The organism is Promicromonospora sp. NPDC057138, from assembly GCF_042670845.1.
GTDB lineage: Bacteria > Actinomycetota > Actinomycetes > Actinomycetales > Cellulomonadaceae > Promicromonospora.
This window is the reverse complement of record NZ_JBHUUX010000008.1, coordinates 92,449-111,667: the sequence shown is the minus strand read 5'-3', so window position 1 is coordinate 111,667 and position 19,219 is coordinate 92,449. Positions and strand designations below refer to the sequence as shown.

Below are 19,219 nucleotides of genomic sequence, written 5' to 3'. Positions count from 1 at the left end.
AAATCCCACAAATACCCAGCACTCAACGGGGTCGGGTGGGCGGCTAGCGCGTCATCAGGTGGTACTGGGCCGCGACCTCCTTCGGGGTGGCCACGCGGTCCAGCAGCTCGATGGTGTCCATCGAGCAGTTGCAGGGGTTCCGCTCCTGCGTGTCCTGCGGGAAGCTGCCGCCGATCTTGATCCCGCGCGGCGTCGTCGCCGACGAACCCGAGCCGTCCACCTGCCACGGGTCGCCGTCGACCGTGTAGAAGCCCGGCACCCGCTCGCCGTTGCGGTAGAGCGCCATCTTCCCGGTCGTGTAGTCGAAGGTCGCGGCCAGGTGCACCCACTCGTCCTGCGGCAGCAGGGTGCGCCAGTCCTCCTGGGCGGCGAAGGTCTGCGACGCGCCGCCGTCGACCCGCCGGCCGAGCGCGACGAGGCGGAGCTCACCGTCCACCTCGATGATCTCCAGGAGCGCGCGGACGCCGTGCCCGTCGGAGTCGCCGCTGAGCACGCCCGCCAGGCCGACGGCGTTGTAGAGGTCGTCCGGATCAGGGGTGGTGGTGTTCGGGCTCGGGTTCTCGCCCGTCATCTTGACCCAGCCCATCACCGTGATCCCGTCCACCCCGTTGAAGGCGGACAGGGTGTCGACCCCCTCGGCGTCGTACACGCCCGCCTTCCAGTCGTCGTTGCCCGCGGCCAGCGGGTTCACCTGCCCGAGCCGGATCGAGTTGTTGCTGGCCGGGTAGGCGCCGTCCGCTACTCGCATGTCCTCCCCACCGTTGATCAGGTTGAGGTGCGTGCGGGACGCACCGCGGTCGATCTCCACGGCCCCGTCCTGCTGGAACGGGTGCTCGAAGTCGTAGAAGCTCACCACGTTCCCCTGCAGCGAGCGGGGGACCTCCTGCGGCACCGGCGCGTACACCGTGTCGACGACCTTCCAGATCTTCCCGTTCGCCTTGGCGATGAGGTAGAGGTCGCCCGCGCGGTCGCGGCCCATCCGCAGGTCGGCCCGCTCGTCGCCGGTGAGGTCGGGCATCCGCTTGCGGGTGCCGTCGGTGTCGTAGAGCGCGAGCTCGTAGATCTGCGCCTCCGGCCCGCCGCGCCGCATCTGCGACTCCTTGGAGTAGAACACCCGCCCCTCGACCAGGTCCGTGAACAGGTACTTGCCGTCCAGGGCCGGAAGGTCGTCTCCGCGGTAGACGAAGCCGCCGCTGATCGCGTAGCCGCTGTCCGACGTGCACGGCCAGCCGGGCGGCGGGTCGTGGTCGTACGCCACGACGGGATAGGTGAAGCCGAAGTCGGCGTCGTTCTCCGGCAACGGGTAGAGGTTGCAGCGGTCGGCCGGGTCGAAGACGTACTTTCCCTCCCGTTCGCCCCAACCGAAGTTGTCGCCCGCCTGCACGTCGTAGACGGCCTCGATCGCGTGCTCGCCGATGTGGCCGAGGAACATGCGCGTGTCGCCCCGGCCGTCCTGGTCCCAGCTGAAGCGGTGCGGGTCGCGCATGCCGACGGCGTAGATCTCGCCCAGCGCGCCGGGCGTCCCGACGAACGGGTTCGACGGCGGGATGCCGTACGCGCCGCCCGGACCGTCGGTGCCCGCCGGGTCGATGCGCAGGATCTTGCCCGCCGGGGTCCCCATGTCCTGCGGGATGCCGGTCCCGACGCCCTGCCCGCCGTCGCCCACCGCGAGGTAGAGCAGGCCGTAGTCCTCGTCGCCGGGCCGCGCCGTCGGGTTGAAGTCGATCTGCTGGATCGCGTGGACCTGGCCCGCGAAGCCGAGGCGCAGCACCTCGCGGCTCGTCCCCGAGAACACGTCGGCCGCCGGGTCGTCGGCGACCCACTCGGTCACCACCGAGTGCAGGAACGTCGGCGTCTGGGGCGGGTAGGTCGTCGGGTCCGGCGGCGGGCCGGCATTGCCGGGGCGCTCGCTGTGCACGGTGTAGAAGGTGCCGTTCTCCTCGAAGTCCGGGTGGAAGGCCACGAACCCGAACCCGCTGCCCATGCCGCGGCCCGAGAAGAACTCGGGCGCGAACCGCGCGGCCACGTCCAGGTACACCTGCGGCTCGCCGTCCTCGACGAAGTAGAGCGGGCCGTTGAGGTCCGGCACGTACGTGCGGCCCGACCCGTCCGGCAGCTCGCCGAGGGCGTTGATGCGCGCGTGCCGCATCAGCCGGCGGTCGATCGGCGCCGGGGTGGGCTCGGTCTTGGGGAACTGCGCGTACTCCTCGAGGACGAGGCCCAGCGTGGACTGGACCTCCTCCGGCGCGGGGTCGGTGATCGGTTCGGCGGCCGCCGCGGCAGTGGCCGCGCCCGGGTCGGCGGACGCCGTCGTCATGGTCGCCGTCGTCAGCCCGGTCAGGGTGGCCGCGGTGACCGCGATCGCGGCCACCGCGGGTCGCCATCGTCGTCTGGTGCGCATGGTGCCTCCTGGAATGTCGTCGTCGTCATTGCGGGAGTGCTTCGTTGGTGTCGCTGGTCGAGCTGTTCGGTGGTCGAGCTGTTCGGTGGTCGAGCTGTTCGGTGGTCGAGCTGTTCGGTGGTCGAGCTGTTCGGTGGTCGAGCTGTTCGGTGGTCGAGCTTGTCGAGACCCGGGCCGGCCCGGGCCCTACCGGCAGAACGGGCGCGCGCCGGCCGCGCTGAGGATCCCGCCCACCACGTGCGTCTTGAACGACTCGGCGCCCACGAGCGTCGAGTCCTCGGTCCAGGCCTCCGGGTCGTGGCCGAGCGAGGTGACCCAGGCGCGCCCGCCGTCGTAGTACTGGCACCACGAGACCGGGTGGTTGCCGGCATGCCCGGGGTGCCCGTTGAAGCCGACGCCGCTGCCGTTCTCGAACGTGCCGGTGTCCACCTCGGCGAGGAACCGCACGCCCGTGGGGAACGGCTCGAGGTTGTACCACTCGTCGCGGAAGTCCCACCGCGGCGGCAGGTCGCGGGTGGAGGCGTCGCGGCGGTCGACGGTGATGACCTGCGCGTCGCGGTGCGGCCCATGATCGTAGAAGTTGGCCCCGCCGAGCAGCCCCTGGAACCACGGCCAGTGGTACATCGCGCCGAGCGTGTTGTGGATCGCGACGAAGCCGCCGCCCGACCGGACGTACTGCAGGAGAGCCGTCTGGGACGCGTCGTCGAGCATGGTGCGCGAGTTGCTGAGGAACACGACGGCGTCGTACGGCGCGAGCTTCGCCGGGGTGTCGAGCTGGCGCACGTCCTCGGTCCAGTCCACCTCGAACCCGTACTCCTGCCCCCAGCGGACGACGGCGTTCTGCGCGACGTGCGCGGACGTGAGCGGCGGGTTCATCCCGGCGGGCAGCAGCGGCCCGAGGTGCGCGTGCCGGGAGACACCCGTCGCGGTGAAGACCAGCACGCGCACGACGCCGTCGTCGGACCGCGGCAGGTCCCAGTCGTTGTAGCAAGCCGGGTCGGTGCCGCGGCAGACGCCGTAGTCGGCCAGCTTGTCCTGGTAGGGCGAGGCATCGCCGGTGGATGCGGCGGCCCGGTCCGACGACGCCGGTGGGCCGCCGTCCGCCGATGTCAGCGCTGTCGGCGTCGGCGCCGCGAGGTGCAGGCCGGCCAGCAGTGCGGCGAGGATGGCGAGGCCGAGCACGGCCTGCCCCGCGCCGCCAAAGACGTTCCCGAACATCTTCCGGATCGACATGACGTTCTCCTTTGAACGGCCATCTGTCAGCCCCTCTCCGTTGAGTGCTGGCTATTTGCGGGAAATCGGGCGTCGATCCAACAAATAGCCAGCACTCAACGGAAGCAGGGGTGGGTTAGGGGACCTCCTTCGGGCGGCCGCCCAGGTAGAGCTGGGCCAGTCTCGGGTCGGCCAGGAGGGTCGGGGCCGGGCCGGTGATGTGGACGCGGCCCAGGTCCAGCACGCAGCCGACGTCGGCCGCCTCCAGCGCGCGCCGCGCGTTCTGCTCGACCAGCAGCACCGCCGTGCCGGCGTCGCGCATGCGCTGCACCTGCTCGAACACGACCGCCGTCGCCTTGGGATCCAGCCCCATCGACGGCTCGTCCAGGAGCACCACCTTGGGCCGCACCATGAGCGAGCGCGCGAACTCGACCTGCTTCTGCTGCCCGCCCGACAGCGCGCCCGCCAGGGCCGACCATCGCTCGCCGACCAGCGGGAACAGCCCGGTCACGAACTCGGTGCGCTCGGCGATCAGCGCCCGGTCGTGCACCGTGTAGGCGCCGAGCAGCACGTTCTCCGCGACGGTCATCTCGGGGAACACGCTGTGCCCCTGCGGCACGTGCGACAGCCCGGCGGCCAGGAGCTGCTGCGGCGTGCGCCCGGTGACGTCGACGCCGTCGACCACCACCTGCCCCGCGCGCGGCCTGAGCATGCCGCTGGCGACCTTGAGCACCGTCGACTTGCCGGCGCCGTTGGGCCCCACGAGGCAGACGACGCTGGACGGCGCGACGGTCACGGACAGCCCGCGCAGCACGAGCGCGGCGCGGCCGTAGCCTGCCTGCACGTCGGTGAGCCGCAGGAGGGGTTCGGACGCCGGTGCGGCGGCCGGTCCGGCGGCACGCTCGGGGACCAGTTCAGACGCCAAGGTAGGCCTCCAGGACCAGGGGATCGTCCTGCACGACGGCGGGGGTGCCCTGCGCGATCGGCCGGCCCCGGTCGAACACGACGACGTGGTCGCTCAGGCCCATGACCAGCTCCATGTTGTGCTCCACGATGATGAAGGTGCGGCCCTCCGCGTTGAGCTCGCGCACCAGGTCGGCGATCCGGTCCACCAGCGCCGGGTTCACGCCGCCGGCCGGCTCGTCGAGCATGATCGTGTGCGGGTCGCCCATGAGCACCCCGGCCAGCTCGAGCAGCTTCTGCTGGCCGTAGGAGATGTCGCGGGCCTCGGCGTGCTCCAGGTGGTCGATGCCCACGCGGGCCAGCAGATCGCGCGCGCGGGCGACGTCGGCGGGGTTGCGCGACCCCCGCAGCCGCTGCAGCAGCCCGTGCGGCTGCACCGCGACCAGCACGTTCTCCAGCACCGTCAGCCGCGGGAAGACGCGGCAGAGCTGGAAGCTGCGGCCGATCCCGGACCGGGCGATCCGGTGCGGCGCCAGCCCGGTCACGTCCCGGTCCTGGTAGGTCACCGTGCCGGCGTCGGGCTTGATCATGCCGGTGACGCAGTTGAAGAACGTCGTCTTGCCGGAGCCGTTCGGCCCGATCAGGGCGTTGATCTCGCCCTCGCGGAAGGCCACGGAGGCGCCGTCGATCGCGCGGACGCCGCCGAACGACTTGGTCAGGTCCTGCGTCGCGACGGAGCGCGTCGCGCTGCCCGCCGGGCTTGTCACCGGGGTGGTCGCGTCGGTCATCGGGCCGCCTCCTCGCGCTGCTTCGCCAGCTCCTCGGCGCTCACCTCGCGGATCGATGCCGCCCGACGGCGCCGGTTCAGGAAGGACGTGAGCGCCGGGATGACGCCGTCGGGCATGAACAGGACGACCAGGCCGAGCAGGATGCCGGTGGCGACCAGGTGGAGCTGCGTGTCTCCGTACTGCGACTTGAACACCTCGACCGCGTACCCCACGACGACGGCGCCGAGCAGCGGCCCGAACAGGCTCCGCACCCCGCCGAGCAGCGACATGAGCACCATGTAGGTGCCCACCAGGATGGAGAACTGGAAGATCGGGTCGAGGTAGCCGAACCACAGCGCGTACAGGCCGCCGCCCAGCGCCGTGAAGAAGGCGCTCACCACCAGCGCGGTGAGCTTGTAGGCGAACGTAGGCACGCCCAGCGCCTGGGCCTTGTCCTCGTCCTCGCGGATCGCCTTGAGCCCGGCGCCGAGCCGGGACCGCTCGATCGCCCACCAGGTCAGCAGCGCGAGCGCCAGGAGCACGGCGTGCAGGTAGAAGAACCGTTCGTGCTGCTCGGGTCGCAGCACCTCGGTGCCGAACGGCCGCGGCACGCGCAGGCCGTTCGAGCCGCCGGTGAACGTGTGCCAGCTCTGGAACGTGAGCTGCAGGATCAGCACGAGCGCTATCGAGGTGATCACGAACGACGCGCCCCGCACTCGCAGCGACGCGATGCCGACGGGGATCGCGACGACGGCGACGATCAGGCCGCCCGCGACCAGCGCGAGCCACGGGTCCATGCCGGTGCGGAGGATGAGCAGCGCCGTCGCGTACCCGCCGAGCCCGGAGTAGGCGGCGTGGCCCAGGGAGATGTACCCCGTGAACCCGCCGACCAGGTTCCATGACGTCGCGAGCACGGCGTAGCTCAGGATCACCACGCCGACGGACAGGATGAACGGGTCGGGGGCCAGCGACGGGAACAGGAGCACGACCGCCACGAGGGCGAGCAGGGCGGCGATCCGGGCCACGCGCGCCGCCGTCGGGCCGCCGGATCGGTTGGGGGCGACGGCCGTCGTCGGGCCGGGCGCTCGCGCGGGGCTAGAAGCGTTGGGCAAGGCGACCTCCGAAGAATCCCTGCGGGCGGATCATGAGGGTCACGAACAGGGCCAGGTAGAACACGGTCTGCGCCCAGGTGGTGCCGAGCGGCACCTGCAGCAGGCTCGCCGCGACGCCCAGCAGCAGGGCCGCGATGGCGGCCCCGGGGATGCTGCCCAGCCCGCCGACGACGATGATCGCCATCAGCGGCCCGATCCAGTGCCAGTGCAGCGACGGGTAGATCGTGTAGTCGAGCGCGAGCGCCGTCCCGCCGACGGCGGCCGTGGCCAGCCCCAGCCCGAAGCCGAGCCCGGCCACGCGGTCGGTGTCGATGCCGACCAGGCGTGCGGCCTCCGGGTGCTGCGTGGTGGCGCGCAGAGCGCGGCCGAACGACGTCTTGCGCAGGACCACGAACAGCACGCCGAGCGAGATCGCCGCCAGGGCGAACGCGATGAGCTTGACGACGGCGATGCTGACGCCGGCCACCTCGATGCTGGTCCCGGAGTAGCCGAGCTGGACGCGCCGCTGCGTGCCGGTCCACACGAACCCGAGCAGGCCCTCGATGGTGAGCGCGACCGCGAACGTCAGCAGCACCGACATGGTGGTCAGGCTGATGGGCCGCAGCCGCGACACCAGGAACCGCTGCATCCCGTACCCGACCACGAAGAACAGCGGCACTGTGATGACCAGCGACAGGAGGGGGTCCAGCCCCGAGGTCTCGTGGAAGTACCAGGCGAGGTAGGCCGCGAGGATCAGGAACGCGGAGTGCGCGATCATGACCACCCGCATGACGCCGAAGTACAGCGTCAGGCCCGCCGCCAGGAGGGCGTACAGCCCGCCCAGGAGGACGCCGAGCACGAGGCTCTGCGCGAACAGGGCACCGGTCATGCGATCACCACTCGGGCTTCGGGTGGACGAGGTCGGCTTCCTTGACGTCGTCGGGCAGCACGATCTTGATCTCGCCGTCGATGTACTGCTGGATCAGGTGGGCGCTCTGCGGCCGGCCCTGGGCGTCCCAGCTCAGCGTGCCGACGACGGTCTCGACCTCGTTCTCGTGCAGCCAGTCGACGAGCTGCTCCTGGCACTCCGGCGACGGGTCGGCGCAGCCCACGGCCTCCACTGCCGCCGCGACGACCTGTCCCGTGGTCCAGGCGTTGGCCTCGTCCTCGGCCGGCGGGGCGTCGTGCTCCGCCGTGTAGAAGTCCACGAACTCCTCGTTGGACGGGTACGGGGCCGACGGCGTGTACCCGGTCGGTGCGAGGATGCCCTCCGTCTTGTCGCCGATGGCGGCGGGGAACTCGGCGTTCGTCGGGGCGCCGGAGATGGCGGCCATCTCGGGCTGGTAGCCCTGCTGCTGCAGCGCGACGACGAGGTTGACGCCGTCCTGGTACTGCGACCCGACGATGAGCAGGTCGGCCTCGGAGTCCGCGATCTTCGCGGCGATCCCGCTGAAGTCCGTGGTGTTCGGCGGGTAGACCTCGTCGACCAGCACCTCGATCCCCGCGTCCGCGAGCTTGTCGCGCAGGCCGTAGGCGGTGCCCATGGCGAACGGGTCGTCCATCGAGGCGACGGCTATCGACTTCGGCTGCTCGTCCTCCGGCAGGGCGAGGAGGTACTCGGCGAGGTGGTTGTAGTGGTCGTCGGCGATGGCTGGCGCGGCGTAGAACAGGTTGTCGAAGCCCTGCTCGAACACCTCGGCGGCGGCGCCCGCGGGCTCGACGAACAGGAGCCCGTAGTCCTGCGCGACCTGCGCGGCGGGGACCACGAGCCGGGTCGAGAACGGCCCGAAGACGAGGTCGACGCCGTCCTGGTTGATCAGCCGCTCGTAGTCGGACGCGACGCGGTCCGCGTTGGACTGGTCGTCGACGACGACCAGCTCCACCTGGCGGCCCAGGAGCCCGCCGTTCTCGTTAACGTACGCCGCCCACGCCTCGTAGCCGCGCTGGACGCCCTTGCCGGGCTCGGCGAAGTCGCCGGTCAGGGGGAGCGAGACGCCGATGACTATCGGGTCGTCGGGGCCGCCGGTCCCCTCGCCCTGGTTGCCGCCCTCGTTGGGGTTGGCCAGGCAGGCGGACAGGGTCAGTGCCGTGGTCGCGGCGATTGCCGCTACCGTCAGCCGTCGGGTTGCTCTCATGATCCACTCCCTTGTGGCAAGCGCTTCCGTAACCGCTTACGGCACTCTAGGAACTGAAACGCTGAGTGACAAGGGTTTTGTCACCATTCATTACCTATGGCATGACCTGCAGCGAGGAGATCTCATGCGGAAGCACAGCGCCGGGCTGCGCCTGGTCGACGTCGCCGAGCGCGCCGGCGTGTCGATCGCCACCGCCTCGCGCGCGCTGTCGGGCGCGCCGGGTGTGTCCGAGGCCCTGGCCGAGCGGGTGCGCGCCGTCGCCGCTGAGCTGGGCTACGTGGCGAACGTGCACGCGCGGTCGCTCGCGAGCGGTGCCAGCCTGGGCGTCGGGCTCGTGGTGCACGAGATCGGCGACCCGTACTTCGCCGAGATCGCCAGCGGCGTGCTGGAGGTCGCCGGCACGCACGGGCGCATGGTGCAGATCTGCCACACCGGCCGGGACCCGCACGCCGAGGTGGCGCAGCTGCGGGCGCTGGTCAACGCCCGCGTCGGGATCATCGTCGTGGCGGGCTCCGGGCACCTCGACCGGGACGTCCAGACCCGGATGAAGGCCGAGGTGAGCGCGTTCGAGGCGGTGGGCGGCAGGGTCGCCGTCATCGGCCGGCACCCGCAGCTCGGCGTCGACGCCGTGGTGCCGGCCAACATCGAGGGCGGCCGCGCGATCGCCGAGCACCTGCTGCAGCTCGGGCACCGGCGCATCGGCGTCGCGGCCGGGTCGCGGCGGCTGGCCACCATGGCCGACCGGCTCGCCGGCGTCTCGCAGGCCCTGGACGCGCACGGCCTCGCGCTGGGCGACCTGCCCGTCGTGGAGGCCGAGTTCACGCTCGACGGCGGCAAGGACGCAGCGCGGCGCATCCTCGACGAGCACCCGGACGTGACGGCGATCCTCGCGCTCAACGACGACATGGCGGTGGGCGTGCTGTCGGTCCTGGGGGAGCGGGGCGTCGCGGTGCCGGGCGAGGTGTCGGTGACCGGGTTCGACGACGTCACAGTGGCCGGGCACCTCTCGCCCGCGCTCACGACGGTGCACCTGCCCATGAAGGAGATGGGGCGCCAGGCGCTCGAGCTCGCGCTGCTGCCGCGGGCCGCGCGGGCGCGCCGCCGGACGGCCGAGCAGAAGCTGATGGTCCGGGCCTCGACGGCGCGGGTGCGGGACCGGAGTTGAGTGGCTCCCGCCGGGTCAGGTGCCCCGCATGGTGGGTGCCAGGTGCGGTTGATTTCGTTCGCGAGGGCCCTGGCTAGTTCACCTGACCTGAACTGTTCAGCTCGGGCGAACTAGTGAGGGGTGGCACTCGGTGCGACCGGTGCGCTGCTGCGTCCCTCCTGGCGCCCGCTCAGCTCGGCGTCGAGCGTCTCCTGTGCGACGCGCATGCCCTCGGCGTAGGCGGGCTCCTGCAGGCGCTGCCACATCACGTCCTCGGGGACGTCCTCGACATGGCTGATGACCCACCAGATGTTGCCGAACGGGTCCTTGATTCGGCCGCCGCGCTGGCCGAAGGCATTGTCGTCCAGGTCGGTGACGACGACGGCGCCGGCCGCGATGGCCCGGGCGAATGCCGCGTCGGCGTCAGGCACGAAGACTCGCAGCAGGCTCGGCATGACGGGCCATTCCGGGCGGCGGTCGAATGCCAGCACTACCGTGTCGCCGACGCGGATCTCGCCATGGCCGACGAGGCCGTCCTCGGTCACCACCCGCGCCAGCTCTTCGCCCTCGAACGCCGTGGCGACGAAGTCGAGGAGCGCTCCGGTGTCATCGGTGACCACCCACGGGGCGACGGTCGTGTATCCGGCGGGTGTGGCGTCTGTCTGGTCGGGCATCGCTGGGTCCTCTCGAAGCGGCTTCCATCGGCACTCCGACCGTAGGACGAGAAGCGGTCTATTTCTGTCCTGTATTCGCCGGGCGATACCGACGGCGCGGGCCACCACGGCGCCGGACAGGCTGTCCGGGAGGCTGATGATCGACAGCAGGCGGGCGCCCGGGCCGGCCGGGTAGACCGAGAAGAAGCGCACGACGCCGGCCGCGGAGTAGGTGTCGTTGTGGACAGCGCGAAGCCCGGGTTACCCACCTGACGGGTGGGCTCCCGGGCTCACTTCTCAGGGCTATTGCCCCTCGCGCTTCTGACAGTACTCATTCCAGGGCCAGCCACAACCGCGGAGAGACGGGCTTCTCCCAAGGAACCGGGGTTTGAAGCAAGTTGGACAACTTTCGATCAGGGCTGCGGAAGCCATGCGGTCAACCACAACCTGCCCCGCTCCGCCGCGTCTCGGTGCGGCTCCGGGACTTCGGCCAGACGATGCCGGATCACGGTGGGGTCAACCAATCCGGCGTCGAGCAACGCACCCACGAAGTTCCGGTCCTTCTCGCGCAGCGCGCAGAGCTTGGCGGTGCAGAGGTCTTCCTTCTCCAGGCACCACCCGGTGAACTGCGGCTCGCCTGAGAGCGCGGCAGTGTTGCGGTTCTGCACCTTGACGAGTCGGTCTCGCCAGCCATCAGGCAGGATCGCGGTCTCCAGGTCGACGCCGTCAATGCTGAATCCGTGCAGTTCCTCGAAAGGCGAGAACTCACCGGCTACGCCTTCGATGATGTCGGCCAGTCGTGCTGTCTCTTCGTTTCCGTCCGCGATCGGCAGGACGTCTACCTCGATCGACATCGTCGCCTGAGGCGGAAGCTGGTCTTCGCGATAGGTACCAAGGATGGATTGGGATCCGACCACGATGACTTCGGGATGCCCGATGATCTGGCATGCCGTGCGGATGGCGTGCTCAAGCTGATCGCGCCGCATCAGCTCGCGATTCCCAGAGCGTCCAGGCGCTGTTCCTGCGGCAGCAGGCCGCGCATGGGCGAGACCTCGCGCATCTCGATGGAGTCGCGGTCCAGCCCGGTGAGCACGTGGCGCAGCCCGGACAGGTCGCCGTCGTCGACAAGCTCCTCCCACCGGAACAGATTCCGCACGTGCGGCTGGCCGGTGACCTGCTTTCGCAGCCGAGTGATATTGCGGAGCATGACTGGCCGCCATTCCTGGAATGACAGGAGATCGAGATGCCGCGACAGCTCGCGGTGCAAGCGCCAGGACCGCTCCTCGGAGCGCCGCAGCTCACGGCGCACAGGCTTGCGGATGACCTCCAGGCGGTACCCCATGCACGACAGCAGCCTGTCGAGCATGCTGTCGCTCATGTCCACACGGCTCGACAAGAACTGGCTGATGCTCGGCTGGTGGACACCGCTGATCCTGGACAGCTCCGACTGGGTGGTGCGGGTCTCCCGCATCACCTGGCGCAACACATCGGAACGGTCCACAGAAGGATTATAGCAACCTTTGCTATGTCTGGTGGGTCGCGCTGTTACAGGAGCGTCCGCCCCGCGACGGCGGTTCCGCTCAGGCGCCGCGCGATCTCGTCGAGCGTGTCGGGGTGCAGCCGGATCTGCGCCGCCGCAGTGTTCTCCCGGATGTGCGCCGGGTTGCGGCTGCCCGGAATCGGGAGCGCGGGCTGCGTCTGCGAGATCAGCCAGCTCAGCGCGAGCTGGCCGGGCGTGATGCCGAGCTCCTTCGCGATGTCGAGGACCGGCGCGAACCGGCTGCGGTTGGCCTGCAGGTTCTGCGCCGAGAAGCGGGGCGCGAACCGGCGGAAGTCGTCGTCGTCGATGCCGGCGACTGTGCCGGTGAGGAACCCGCTGCCCAGCGGCCCCCACGCGACGACCCGGATGTCTCGCTCGCGCGCCGCCGCGAGGAGCTCGGGGTCGATCGGCTTCCAGAGGGACCATTCGGTCTGCACGACGGCGACCGGGTGGACCGTGTGCGCGGCGCGCACCTGCTCGGCCGTGACGTTCGAGAGGCCGAGATGCCGCACCTTCCCTTCCCGGACGAGGTCGGAGACGGCGCCGACGGTGTCCTCGATCGGCACCTGCGGGTCCGGGAAGTGCGGGTAGTAGAGGTCGATCCGGTCGGTGCCCAGCCTGCGCAGGCTCCGTTCCGCGTAGCCGCTCACCAGGGCCGGATCGGCGTTCACCTCGAGGTGGCCGAAGCTGAACCCCACGGGCAGGCGGCGCCGGTCGGCGCCGTCGGGGACGGCGAGGCCGAACTTGGTGGCGAGGACCACGTCGTCGCGGCGGCCGCGGATCGCCCGGCCGACGAGCAGCTCGTTGTGCCCGCCGTCGCCGTACGCGTCGCTGGTGTCGACGAGGGTCGCGCCGGCGTCGACGGCCGCGGTGAGCGCGGTCAGGGCGGCGCCGTCGTCGATGGGACCGTATACGCCGGGGGAGAGGACCATCGCGCCGAAGCCGATCGGCGGCAGCCGGAGCGGGTCGGACTGGTGCTGCGGGTGCTGGCTGCTCAAGGCGGTTCCGTTCGTGGAGGGGTTCGTGGGGGTGGTTTCACTGTCGGTCCGCCGGCGGCTCCTCGTCCAAGACCTGTGGGCATAACCTTCTGGAATGGATCTGCGTCAGCTCCGCTACGTCGTCGCCGTGGCCGAGGAGGGCACCGTGACGGGCGCCGCCGCCCGGCTGTTCGTGAGCCAGCCCGCGGTCTCCAAGCAGCTGCGCGCGCTGGAGCGCGAGCTCGGCGCCGAGCTCTTCGTCCGGGACGCCCGGGGCATGACGCCGTCGCGGGCCGGGGAGGCGCTGCTGGCGGGCGCGCGCGACCTGCTCGACGGCTGGGACGTGACGCTCGCGCGGGTTCGGGAGGTCGCGCGCACGCCGCGGATCGTCGTGGGCATGCAGACCGCCGTCGGGCGCGGCATCCACCGCGCGGCGCTCGACCGCTTCCGCAGCGCCCGCCCGTCCACGACCCTGTCCCTGCGGCTGGTGCCGTGGCGCGACCCCACCGCCGGCCTGGCCGACGGCACCAGCGACGTCGCGTTCCTGTGGGTGCCCAGCGACGAGGGCTTCGCGTCGGTGACGGTCGCGCGCGAGCGGTGTCTGATCGCGCTCCCGGCCGACTCCCCGCTCGCGGGTCGGGACAGGCTGCGCTTCGAGGACGTCGCGAGCCTTCCGCTCGTCGCGCTCCCCGAGTCGGCGGGCGCCCTGCGCGCGTGGTGGCTGGCCGACGACCTGCGGACCACGCCGGCCGAGGTCGCCGCGACCGCCGAGGACGCCGACACGGCGCTGGAGCTGGTCGCGTCGGGGGTGGGCGCGGTGCTGCTGGCGGAGGGGAACGCCGGGCTGTACCCGCGCGCCGGCGTCGTGTGCAGGCCCGTGGACGGGCTGCCTGACGCCGAGCTGCGCCTGGCATGGCGGCCCGACGACACCCGCCACGAGGTGCGCGACTTCGTCGCCGCTGTCGGGCGGGCGTCCGGGGGCTGACCGCAGGGACCTGGGTCGACGGGCTGGTGGCGGGCCCAGACGTCGTGGTCGACGCCGGTGCCGCACGGACGTTCGGCCGAGACTCGGCGTTGAGATTGCAGGCTGTCGACGGGACTGACACGATGTTCGTGGATCGTCGGTATCCTCGCGATCTCCCAGGAGGCGTCGATGACGACATCGGAGGCAGGGACTTCTCGACCGGGTGTGACGGTCGGTCCGACGAGCGAGTTCAGCTTGTTCTTCCGCGTGAAGGCGGGAGAGAGCGAGTCACTGCGTGCGGCGTTGACTGATCTCCAACGTACTCCGGGGTATCGGCCGGGCGACTACGGAATGGCTGTCTCGACGATCCATGAGGCGCGTTTCGTGCTGTTCGACGACGACAAGCAGTTGGCGTTCATCACCAGTTTCGATGGGCCCTGGGACGCGTACATGGAGGACTTCTTCACGTCCGGGCCGACGCTCGCGCTGTTCGACATGATCTTCCGGCACTCCGAGGGCTACGACGGTTTGCCCGACCTGGCGGCCCTGAAGGCGTTCATTCTCGGCGCACAACAGCGTGCGGCGGCGTACGCCCGGAACTACGGCGGCACCGTGAAGGAGATCCGCAAGGCGCAGCGCGTGAACGCCGCGTTCGAGCGGGTGCTCGATCATCCGGACGCGGCTGAGGCATTGCGGCACCCTGCGCTGCAGCCGTTGCTCGACGAAGCCGCCGGCTGATGCGGTGAGCCGAGGATACTGATGTCGGATCACATCTCTGGGCCGCGCGCGTTGGCGGAACCGATCGCGGACATCACAGATGTGTTCGCGTTCCCGAGCCCGGAACGGCCCGGCCATCTCGTCATGGTGATGAACACGCTGCCATTCGCGCAGCCATCCGACACCTTGTCCGAGGGGCTCATCTACCGGTTTCGGCTGCGACCGCTCACTCCCAGCGGGACGAGCGACGCGGCTCCGTTCAGCGCAGGTTCCCGCGAGTTCGTCTTCGACTGCGTCTTCTCACCTCCGTCGGCCCCGGAGGCGGGAACCGGTGTGGTGCAGGACGGGTTCTGCACGACGCCGACGGGAGACACGGTCCCGTTCCGGGTGAACGACGAGCACAATGCGTCGGCGCACGGGGTGCGCGTCTTCGCAGGCCCTCGATGGGATCCGTTCATGATGGACGCTCCGGCGGCGTTGAAGACAATCGCGACGGGGACGCTCGCGTTCACCGATCCTGGGTCGATCTATCTCGACGGCAAGAGCGTTCTCAGCCTGGTCGTCGAGGTGGACCTGGCGTTGCTCGAGAAGACCGAGCTGATCGGTGTCGTAGCGGAGACGCTGACGCGCGGGAAGTTCAACGTCCGGATCGAACGCGTTGGGCGACCCGAGGTGAAGAACATGATGCTCGGCCCGAAACAACACGATCAGGTGAACCGTGACCTGGAGATCCGCGACATCTACAACAGCGAAGACGCGTTCAACCTGGGCGAGTCCTACCCGGGGGCGTACCGGGCACGGTTGAACGCCAACCTGGCGTACTGGGACGGCATCGACGGCAAGGTGGACTGGGCAACGAATGCGAACGGCGACCACCCACTCACCGATCTCATGATGGCCGACTACCTCGTCGTCGACTTGACGAAGCCGTACCAGGAGACGGGGTCGTTCCTCGAGATCGAGCTGGCGGCTATGCGCGGCCAGGAGCACGAGTCGTGTGGTGGGCGCGCGCTCAACGACGATGTGATGGACACGATCTTCACCCAGCTGATCAACGCCGGGTACGGGCCGGTCATTCGTGACGGGGTCGACGCGGCGACCAGACCGGCAACGCGGACGTTCCCGTATCTGGCGGAACCGAACCCCGATCCGCCCTCCGCTCCCGCGCACCATCATTGATCATGGAACCGCAGACCGGCGGTGTCCCCGGCGAGGTCGAGATAGAACTCGAGCTCGACGATATCCAGAGCGGTGCATTGCACGAACGGCCGTCGCCGTACGTCGGCAGCTATCTGCTCCTACGCATCGACGATCTCGCCGCCGGACGCGAGCTCGTGCGACGGCTGATCCCACTTGTCGACTCGGGACGCCCAGCAGCCATTCCCGCGCACGGAGCATGGATCACGGTCGCGTTCACCTACAAGGGCCTCGAAGCGCTCGGTGTTCCGCAGAACTCGCTCGACAGCTTCGCACCGGAGTTCCGGGAGGGGATGGCTGCCCGTGCCGAGCATCTCGGCGACGTCGGTGCCAGCAGCCCGGCCAACTGGGAGCGGCCGCTCGGCACCGGTGACGTCCACGTCGCCCTCGCCGCACTGTCACCGGATGCGGAACGACTCGAAGCGGTCCTGGCACGGGCGCACAGGGCGTTCGAGGAATTGACCGGCGTCGAACTCATCTGGCGACAGGACTGCTACCAGCTCCCGACGGGGCGCACCTCATTCGGCTTCAAGGACGGGATCGGACAACCGGCGATCGAAGGAACAGGAATCGCCCCGACCAACCCACGGGAGCGGCCCCTGAAAGCCGGCGAGATCGTCCTCGGGTATCCGGATGAGACCGGCGAGCTGCCTCCGATGCCAACTCCGGAGATCCTCGGACGTAACGGCACCTATGTCGTGTTCCGCAAGCTCCACACCCGGGTCGCGGCGTACCGCACGTATTTGCGACAGCGGGCGGCGAGCCGAGACGACGAGGCGCTCCTCGGCGCCAAGATGGTCGGCCGTTGGCAGAGCGGCGCGCCACTCGCAGTCTCGCCCGAGCGTGACGATCCCGCACTGGGCGCAGATCGGCATCGCAACAACGACTTCTTGTACGGGGATGATCTGCGCGGATTCAAGTGTCCTGCGGGTGCCCACGCCCGACGGGCCAACCCGCGGGACGCGCTCTATGGCGATGGCAGCGTCGACGTGCGATTGCACCGCATGATCCGCCGTGGGACCAGCTACGGGCCGATGCTGCCCGAGGGCGTGCTGGACGACGACGGGGTCGATCGCGGCATCATTTTCGTGTTCGCCGGCGCGCACCTGAAGCGACAGTTCGAGTTCGTCAAGACGCAATGGCTCAACGACGGCATCTTCATCGGCGCCCCGGCCGAGAAGGACCCGATCGTCGGATCAGCCGACGGCACCGGAACTTTCACGATTCCACAGCGACCGATCCGCCGACGCCTGACCGAGTTGCCGCCGTTCGTGGTGACCCGTGGCGGGGAGTACTGCTTCGCGCCCGGCCTGCGCGCGCTGCGGTGGCTCGCGGAGCTAGACACCTGACGGCAACAAACGACAGCAACAAGAGCACCAAGAGGCAGAGATGACCGACGCGACCGCAACGGACCGATGGGACTCACTGGATTTCGGGCCGCCGCCCTCCGAGGGGGACGAGCCTGACGAATCGGTGCTCGTCGACCACGTGGCCGACGGAAGAGTGGCCGTGATCACGCTGAACCGGCCGCATGCCGACAACGCCATCACCACCGAGATGGGCGTGCGGCTCACCGAGATCCTGGAGGGGATCGCCGTCACCCCATCGATCCGTGTCGCCGTGCTGACGGGGGCGGGCGACCGGGCGTTCTCGGTCGGCAGCGACCTTCGCCAACGCAACGCCATGACCAAGGAGCAATGGCTGCGCCAGCGGCAGGACTTCGATCGCACGCTGTACACGCTCCGTCAGCTGCGCAAACCGATCATCGCCGCCGTCAACGGCATCGCCTACGGCGGCGGGTCGGAGCTCGCGCAGAGCACCGACTTCATCATCGCCTCGGACAACGCCACGTTCGGCCAACCCGAAGCGATGATCGGCCTGGCCGCCGGCGGTGGCTCACCCGTGTTCCTGCCGCGGCTCCTCCCGCCTGGCAGGGCACTGCAGATGTTGATGACGGGAGACCCGATCACTGCGCAGGAGGCCTACCGGCTGGGCATGGTCAACGAGATCCACGCCCTGTCGGAAGTCGTCGACGCGGCGCTACGGATCGCGGCGAAGATCGCCAGCAACTCGCCCACCGCCGTGCAAGCCGTCAAGCGGGCGGTGCACCTGGGCGAAGGACAACCGATCGAGCAGGCGATCGCCATCATGATGGAAGCCCATTGGCGCTCCGCGGTGCATCCCGATCGCAGCGAAGGCGTCGGTGCCTTCAACGATGGCCGCGATCCTTCCTTCCACGACGCTGACTACTGACGCTGACTACGGACGGCCCATTCACCCATCGACGAGGAGTTTGATCATGGCCGAAACCGACGAGCTCGAACACTCCCGTGCCGCACTCCAGATGATCAATCCGGCTCCTTACAACGCCGAAGCACCACCGGAGGCACTGGCCGGCGACATCACACCCACCGACTTCCACTACGTCCGCAGCAACTTCGCGCTGCCCGCCCATGACGGCACTTTCACGATCGGTGGCGCAGTCGAGAACCCGATCACACTCACACTCGCCGATCTCCGAGCATTGCCCTCACTGGAGCGATCCGTCACGCTCGAGTGTGCCGGCAACGGCCGCCTCGAGATGCGACCACTGCCTATCGGCGAGCCGTGGGGTGACTACGCCGTGTCGACCGCTCGTTGGACCGGCGCCCGCCTCGCTGACGTCCTCGCCCTCACACAACCCACCGACGACGGCATTGAGGTTCGCTTCGAAGGCGCCGACCACGGCCCGTACCACCTCCACCCAGTCCTCCCCACCACCGACGGCAAAGACCTGACGTTCGTCAGGGCGCTTCCGCTCGCGCTCGCAGCCGACCCCGCAGCGGAGATTCTGATCGCCTACGAGATGAACGGTGAACAGCTCCGGCCCGATCACGGTGCCCCGTTCCGAGTCGTCGTGCCACATTGGTACGCCGTGGCATCGGTCAAGTGGCTGCACCGGATCGACGTGCTCACCGAGCCGTTCGCCGGCGAGTTTCAGACCGGCCACTACATCTACGAATGGCCAGACCGCCCCCACGAACCGGTCACCATCATGCGTGTACGCGCCCGAATCACCGACCCTGCACCTGGATCAGTACTGCCCGCCGGGCCCTGCACCGTCCGAGGCAAAGCCTGGTCAGGCAGCGGCCCGATCACCAGCGTCGACGTCAGCTTCACCGGGGAAGGCGACTGGTACCCGGCGACACTCGAGCCACCCAAGGGCCCATATCAATGGCAGGACTGGAAATTCGAATGGGAACCCCCAAACGACGGACGACACACCCTGCGAGCCCGAGCGACCGACGCCGCCGGCAATGTGCAACCTGAAGTCCCGCCATGGAACCGGCTCGGCTACGGAAACAACGCGATCGAGGTCATCTTCGTCGATATCGGTCTGACCAGTTCGCACGCACCGACGATCTGAATTCGGTCGAGTCCTATGCCATCCCCGGCAGAGGTGCGAACCGCGGCCCCCGCGAAGCAGCCATGAGCGTCACACTCCGCGGAGCGGGGCGCGGGAATCGAGGATCACCATG

At 69.6% G+C, this 19,219-nt stretch carries 18 protein-coding genes and 1 pseudogene; 8 read left to right on the top strand and 11 right to left on the bottom strand.

The annotated features are described in order from the left end of the window. Positions 1 to 43: 43 nt before the first annotated feature. The 7 genes from ACFT2C_RS07965 to ACFT2C_RS07935 all read right to left on the bottom strand — a co-directional run bounded on the left by ACFT2C_RS07965 (position 44) and on the right by ACFT2C_RS07935 (position 8,509). On the bottom strand, positions 44 to 2,401 hold the full coding sequence (locus ACFT2C_RS07965) for a PQQ-dependent sugar dehydrogenase (protein ID WP_377206490.1): 2,358 nt from the start codon (positions 2,399 to 2,401) through the stop codon (positions 44 to 46). A 186-nt stretch (positions 2,402 to 2,587) separates the two neighbouring features. After that, complete coding sequence (locus tag ACFT2C_RS07960; protein WP_377206489.1) at positions 2,588 to 3,634, bottom strand: ThuA domain-containing protein; 1,047 nt, start codon at positions 3,632 to 3,634, stop codon at positions 2,588 to 2,590. 115 nt (positions 3,635 to 3,749) lie between these two features. Beyond that, positions 3,750 to 4,538: an ABC transporter ATP-binding protein gene (locus ACFT2C_RS07955; protein WP_377206488.1), complete on the bottom strand. Its 789-nt coding sequence runs from the start codon at positions 4,536 to 4,538 to the stop codon at positions 3,750 to 3,752. Then, positions 4,528 to 5,304: an ABC transporter ATP-binding protein gene (locus ACFT2C_RS07950; RefSeq protein WP_377206487.1), complete on the bottom strand. Its 777-nt coding sequence runs from the start codon at positions 5,302 to 5,304 to the stop codon at positions 4,528 to 4,530. Before ACFT2C_RS07950 ends, ACFT2C_RS07955 begins: the two co-directional genes overlap by 11 nt. Further along, positions 5,301 to 6,395: a branched-chain amino acid ABC transporter permease gene (locus ACFT2C_RS07945; protein ID WP_377206486.1), complete on the bottom strand. Its 1,095-nt coding sequence runs from the start codon at positions 6,393 to 6,395 to the stop codon at positions 5,301 to 5,303. Before ACFT2C_RS07945 ends, ACFT2C_RS07950 begins: the two co-directional genes overlap by 4 nt. Continuing rightward, a complete protein-coding gene (locus tag ACFT2C_RS07940) occupies positions 6,379 to 7,263 on the bottom strand; it encodes a branched-chain amino acid ABC transporter permease (protein WP_377206485.1) in 885 nt (294 codons plus the stop codon). The genes ACFT2C_RS07945 and ACFT2C_RS07940 overlap by 17 nt, the downstream gene beginning before the upstream one ends. A 4-nt stretch (positions 7,264 to 7,267) precedes the next feature. Continuing rightward, entirely contained in the window at positions 7,268 to 8,509 is a 1,242-nt protein-coding gene (locus ACFT2C_RS07935) for an amino acid ABC transporter substrate-binding protein (protein WP_377206484.1), read from the bottom strand. 124 nt (positions 8,510 to 8,633) lie between these two features. Between ACFT2C_RS07935 and ACFT2C_RS07930 the strand changes: the two genes are divergently transcribed. Beyond that, positions 8,634 to 9,674: a LacI family DNA-binding transcriptional regulator gene (locus tag ACFT2C_RS07930; protein ID WP_377206483.1), complete on the top strand. Its 1,041-nt coding sequence runs from the start codon at positions 8,634 to 8,636 to the stop codon at positions 9,672 to 9,674. Positions 9,675 to 9,784: 110 nt separating this feature from the next. On the opposite strand, the gene ACFT2C_RS07925 is transcribed toward ACFT2C_RS07930, so the two are convergent. The 4 genes from ACFT2C_RS07925 to ACFT2C_RS07910 form a co-directional block, all read right to left on the bottom strand. Then, positions 9,785 to 10,327 (bottom strand): VOC family protein, encoded by a 543-nt coding sequence (locus tag ACFT2C_RS07925; protein ID WP_377206482.1) that lies wholly within the window; start codon positions 10,325 to 10,327, stop codon positions 9,785 to 9,787. A 392-nt stretch (positions 10,328 to 10,719) separates the two neighbouring features. Then, on the bottom strand, positions 10,720 to 11,292 hold the full coding sequence (locus tag ACFT2C_RS07920) for a DUF6036 family nucleotidyltransferase (protein ID WP_377206481.1): 573 nt from the start codon (positions 11,290 to 11,292) through the stop codon (positions 10,720 to 10,722). Next, positions 11,292 to 11,807, bottom strand: a complete 516-nt coding sequence (locus ACFT2C_RS07915; RefSeq protein WP_377206480.1) for a helix-turn-helix domain-containing protein — start codon at positions 11,805 to 11,807, stop codon at positions 11,292 to 11,294. The genes ACFT2C_RS07920 and ACFT2C_RS07915 overlap by 1 nt, the downstream gene beginning before the upstream one ends. Before the next feature lie 44 nt (positions 11,808 to 11,851). Beyond that, positions 11,852 to 12,844 (bottom strand): aldo/keto reductase, encoded by a 993-nt coding sequence (locus ACFT2C_RS07910; RefSeq protein ID WP_377206479.1) that lies wholly within the window; start codon positions 12,842 to 12,844, stop codon positions 11,852 to 11,854. A gap of 94 nt (positions 12,845 to 12,938) precedes the next feature. Between ACFT2C_RS07910 and ACFT2C_RS07905 the strand changes: the two genes are divergently transcribed. From ACFT2C_RS07905 to ACFT2C_RS07875, 7 genes and pseudogenes are all read left to right on the top strand, one after another. Continuing rightward, positions 12,939 to 13,808 carry a LysR family transcriptional regulator gene (locus tag ACFT2C_RS07905; RefSeq protein WP_377206478.1) on the top strand — a complete coding sequence of 290 codons (870 nt, stop codon included), beginning with the start codon at positions 12,939 to 12,941 and terminating at the stop codon, positions 13,806 to 13,808. A gap of 168 nt (positions 13,809 to 13,976) precedes the next feature. After that, the gene (locus tag ACFT2C_RS07900; RefSeq protein ID WP_377206477.1) at positions 13,977 to 14,525 is read left to right on the top strand and encodes a hypothetical protein; all 549 of its coding nucleotides are present in this window, start codon (positions 13,977 to 13,979) and stop codon (positions 14,523 to 14,525) included. Positions 14,526 to 14,546: 21 nt separating this feature from the next. After that, positions 14,547 to 14,699, top strand: a pseudogene (locus tag ACFT2C_RS07895) (DUF4331 family protein); the annotation flags it as partial. Between the two features lie 192 nt (positions 14,700 to 14,891). Then, entirely contained in the window at positions 14,892 to 15,683 is a 792-nt protein-coding gene (locus ACFT2C_RS07890; protein ID WP_377206556.1) for a DUF4331 family protein, read from the top strand. Between the two features lie 2 nt (positions 15,684 to 15,685). Then, positions 15,686 to 17,050: a Dyp-type peroxidase gene (locus tag ACFT2C_RS07885; RefSeq protein ID WP_377206476.1), complete on the top strand. Its 1,365-nt coding sequence runs from the start codon at positions 15,686 to 15,688 to the stop codon at positions 17,048 to 17,050. 40 nt (positions 17,051 to 17,090) lie between these two features. Further along, positions 17,091 to 17,954, top strand: coding sequence for an enoyl-CoA hydratase/isomerase family protein (locus tag ACFT2C_RS07880; protein ID WP_377206475.1), 864 nt, complete (start codon positions 17,091 to 17,093; stop codon positions 17,952 to 17,954). 46 nt (positions 17,955 to 18,000) lie between these two features. Beyond that, positions 18,001 to 19,107 (top strand): sulfite oxidase, encoded by a 1,107-nt coding sequence (locus ACFT2C_RS07875; protein ID WP_377206474.1) that lies wholly within the window; start codon positions 18,001 to 18,003, stop codon positions 19,105 to 19,107. The last annotated feature ends 112 nt before the right edge of the window (positions 19,108 to 19,219 follow it).

Coding starts and splice junctions, on each gene's coding strand:
- ACFT2C_RS07965 (WP_377206490.1), bottom strand. CDS start 2,401: ATGCGCACCAGACGACGATGGCGACCCGCGGTGGCCGCGATCGCGGTC.
- ACFT2C_RS07960 (WP_377206489.1), bottom strand. CDS start 3,634: ATGTCGATCCGGAAGATGTTCGGGAACGTCTTTGGCGGCGCGGGGCAG.
- ACFT2C_RS07950 (WP_377206487.1), bottom strand. CDS start 5,304: ATGACCGACGCGACCACCCCGGTGACAAGCCCGGCGGGCAGCGCGACG.
- ACFT2C_RS07940 (WP_377206485.1), bottom strand. CDS start 7,263: ATGACCGGTGCCCTGTTCGCGCAGAGCCTCGTGCTCGGCGTCCTCCTG.
- ACFT2C_RS07935 (WP_377206484.1), bottom strand. CDS start 8,509: ATGAGAGCAACCCGACGGCTGACGGTAGCGGCAATCGCCGCGACCACG.
- ACFT2C_RS07930 (WP_377206483.1), top strand. CDS start 8,634: ATGCGGAAGCACAGCGCCGGGCTGCGCCTGGTCGACGTCGCCGAGCGC.
- ACFT2C_RS07925 (WP_377206482.1), bottom strand. CDS start 10,327: ATGCCCGACCAGACAGACGCCACACCCGCCGGATACACGACCGTCGCC.
- ACFT2C_RS07920 (WP_377206481.1), bottom strand. CDS start 11,292: ATGCGGCGCGATCAGCTTGAGCACGCCATCCGCACGGCATGCCAGATC.
- ACFT2C_RS07905 (WP_377206478.1), top strand. CDS start 12,939: ATGGATCTGCGTCAGCTCCGCTACGTCGTCGCCGTGGCCGAGGAGGGC.
- ACFT2C_RS07900 (WP_377206477.1), top strand. CDS start 13,977: ATGACGACATCGGAGGCAGGGACTTCTCGACCGGGTGTGACGGTCGGT.
- ACFT2C_RS07885 (WP_377206476.1), top strand. CDS start 15,686: ATGGAACCGCAGACCGGCGGTGTCCCCGGCGAGGTCGAGATAGAACTC.
- ACFT2C_RS07880 (WP_377206475.1), top strand. CDS start 17,091: ATGACCGACGCGACCGCAACGGACCGATGGGACTCACTGGATTTCGGG.
- ACFT2C_RS07875 (WP_377206474.1), top strand. CDS start 18,001: ATGGCCGAAACCGACGAGCTCGAACACTCCCGTGCCGCACTCCAGATG.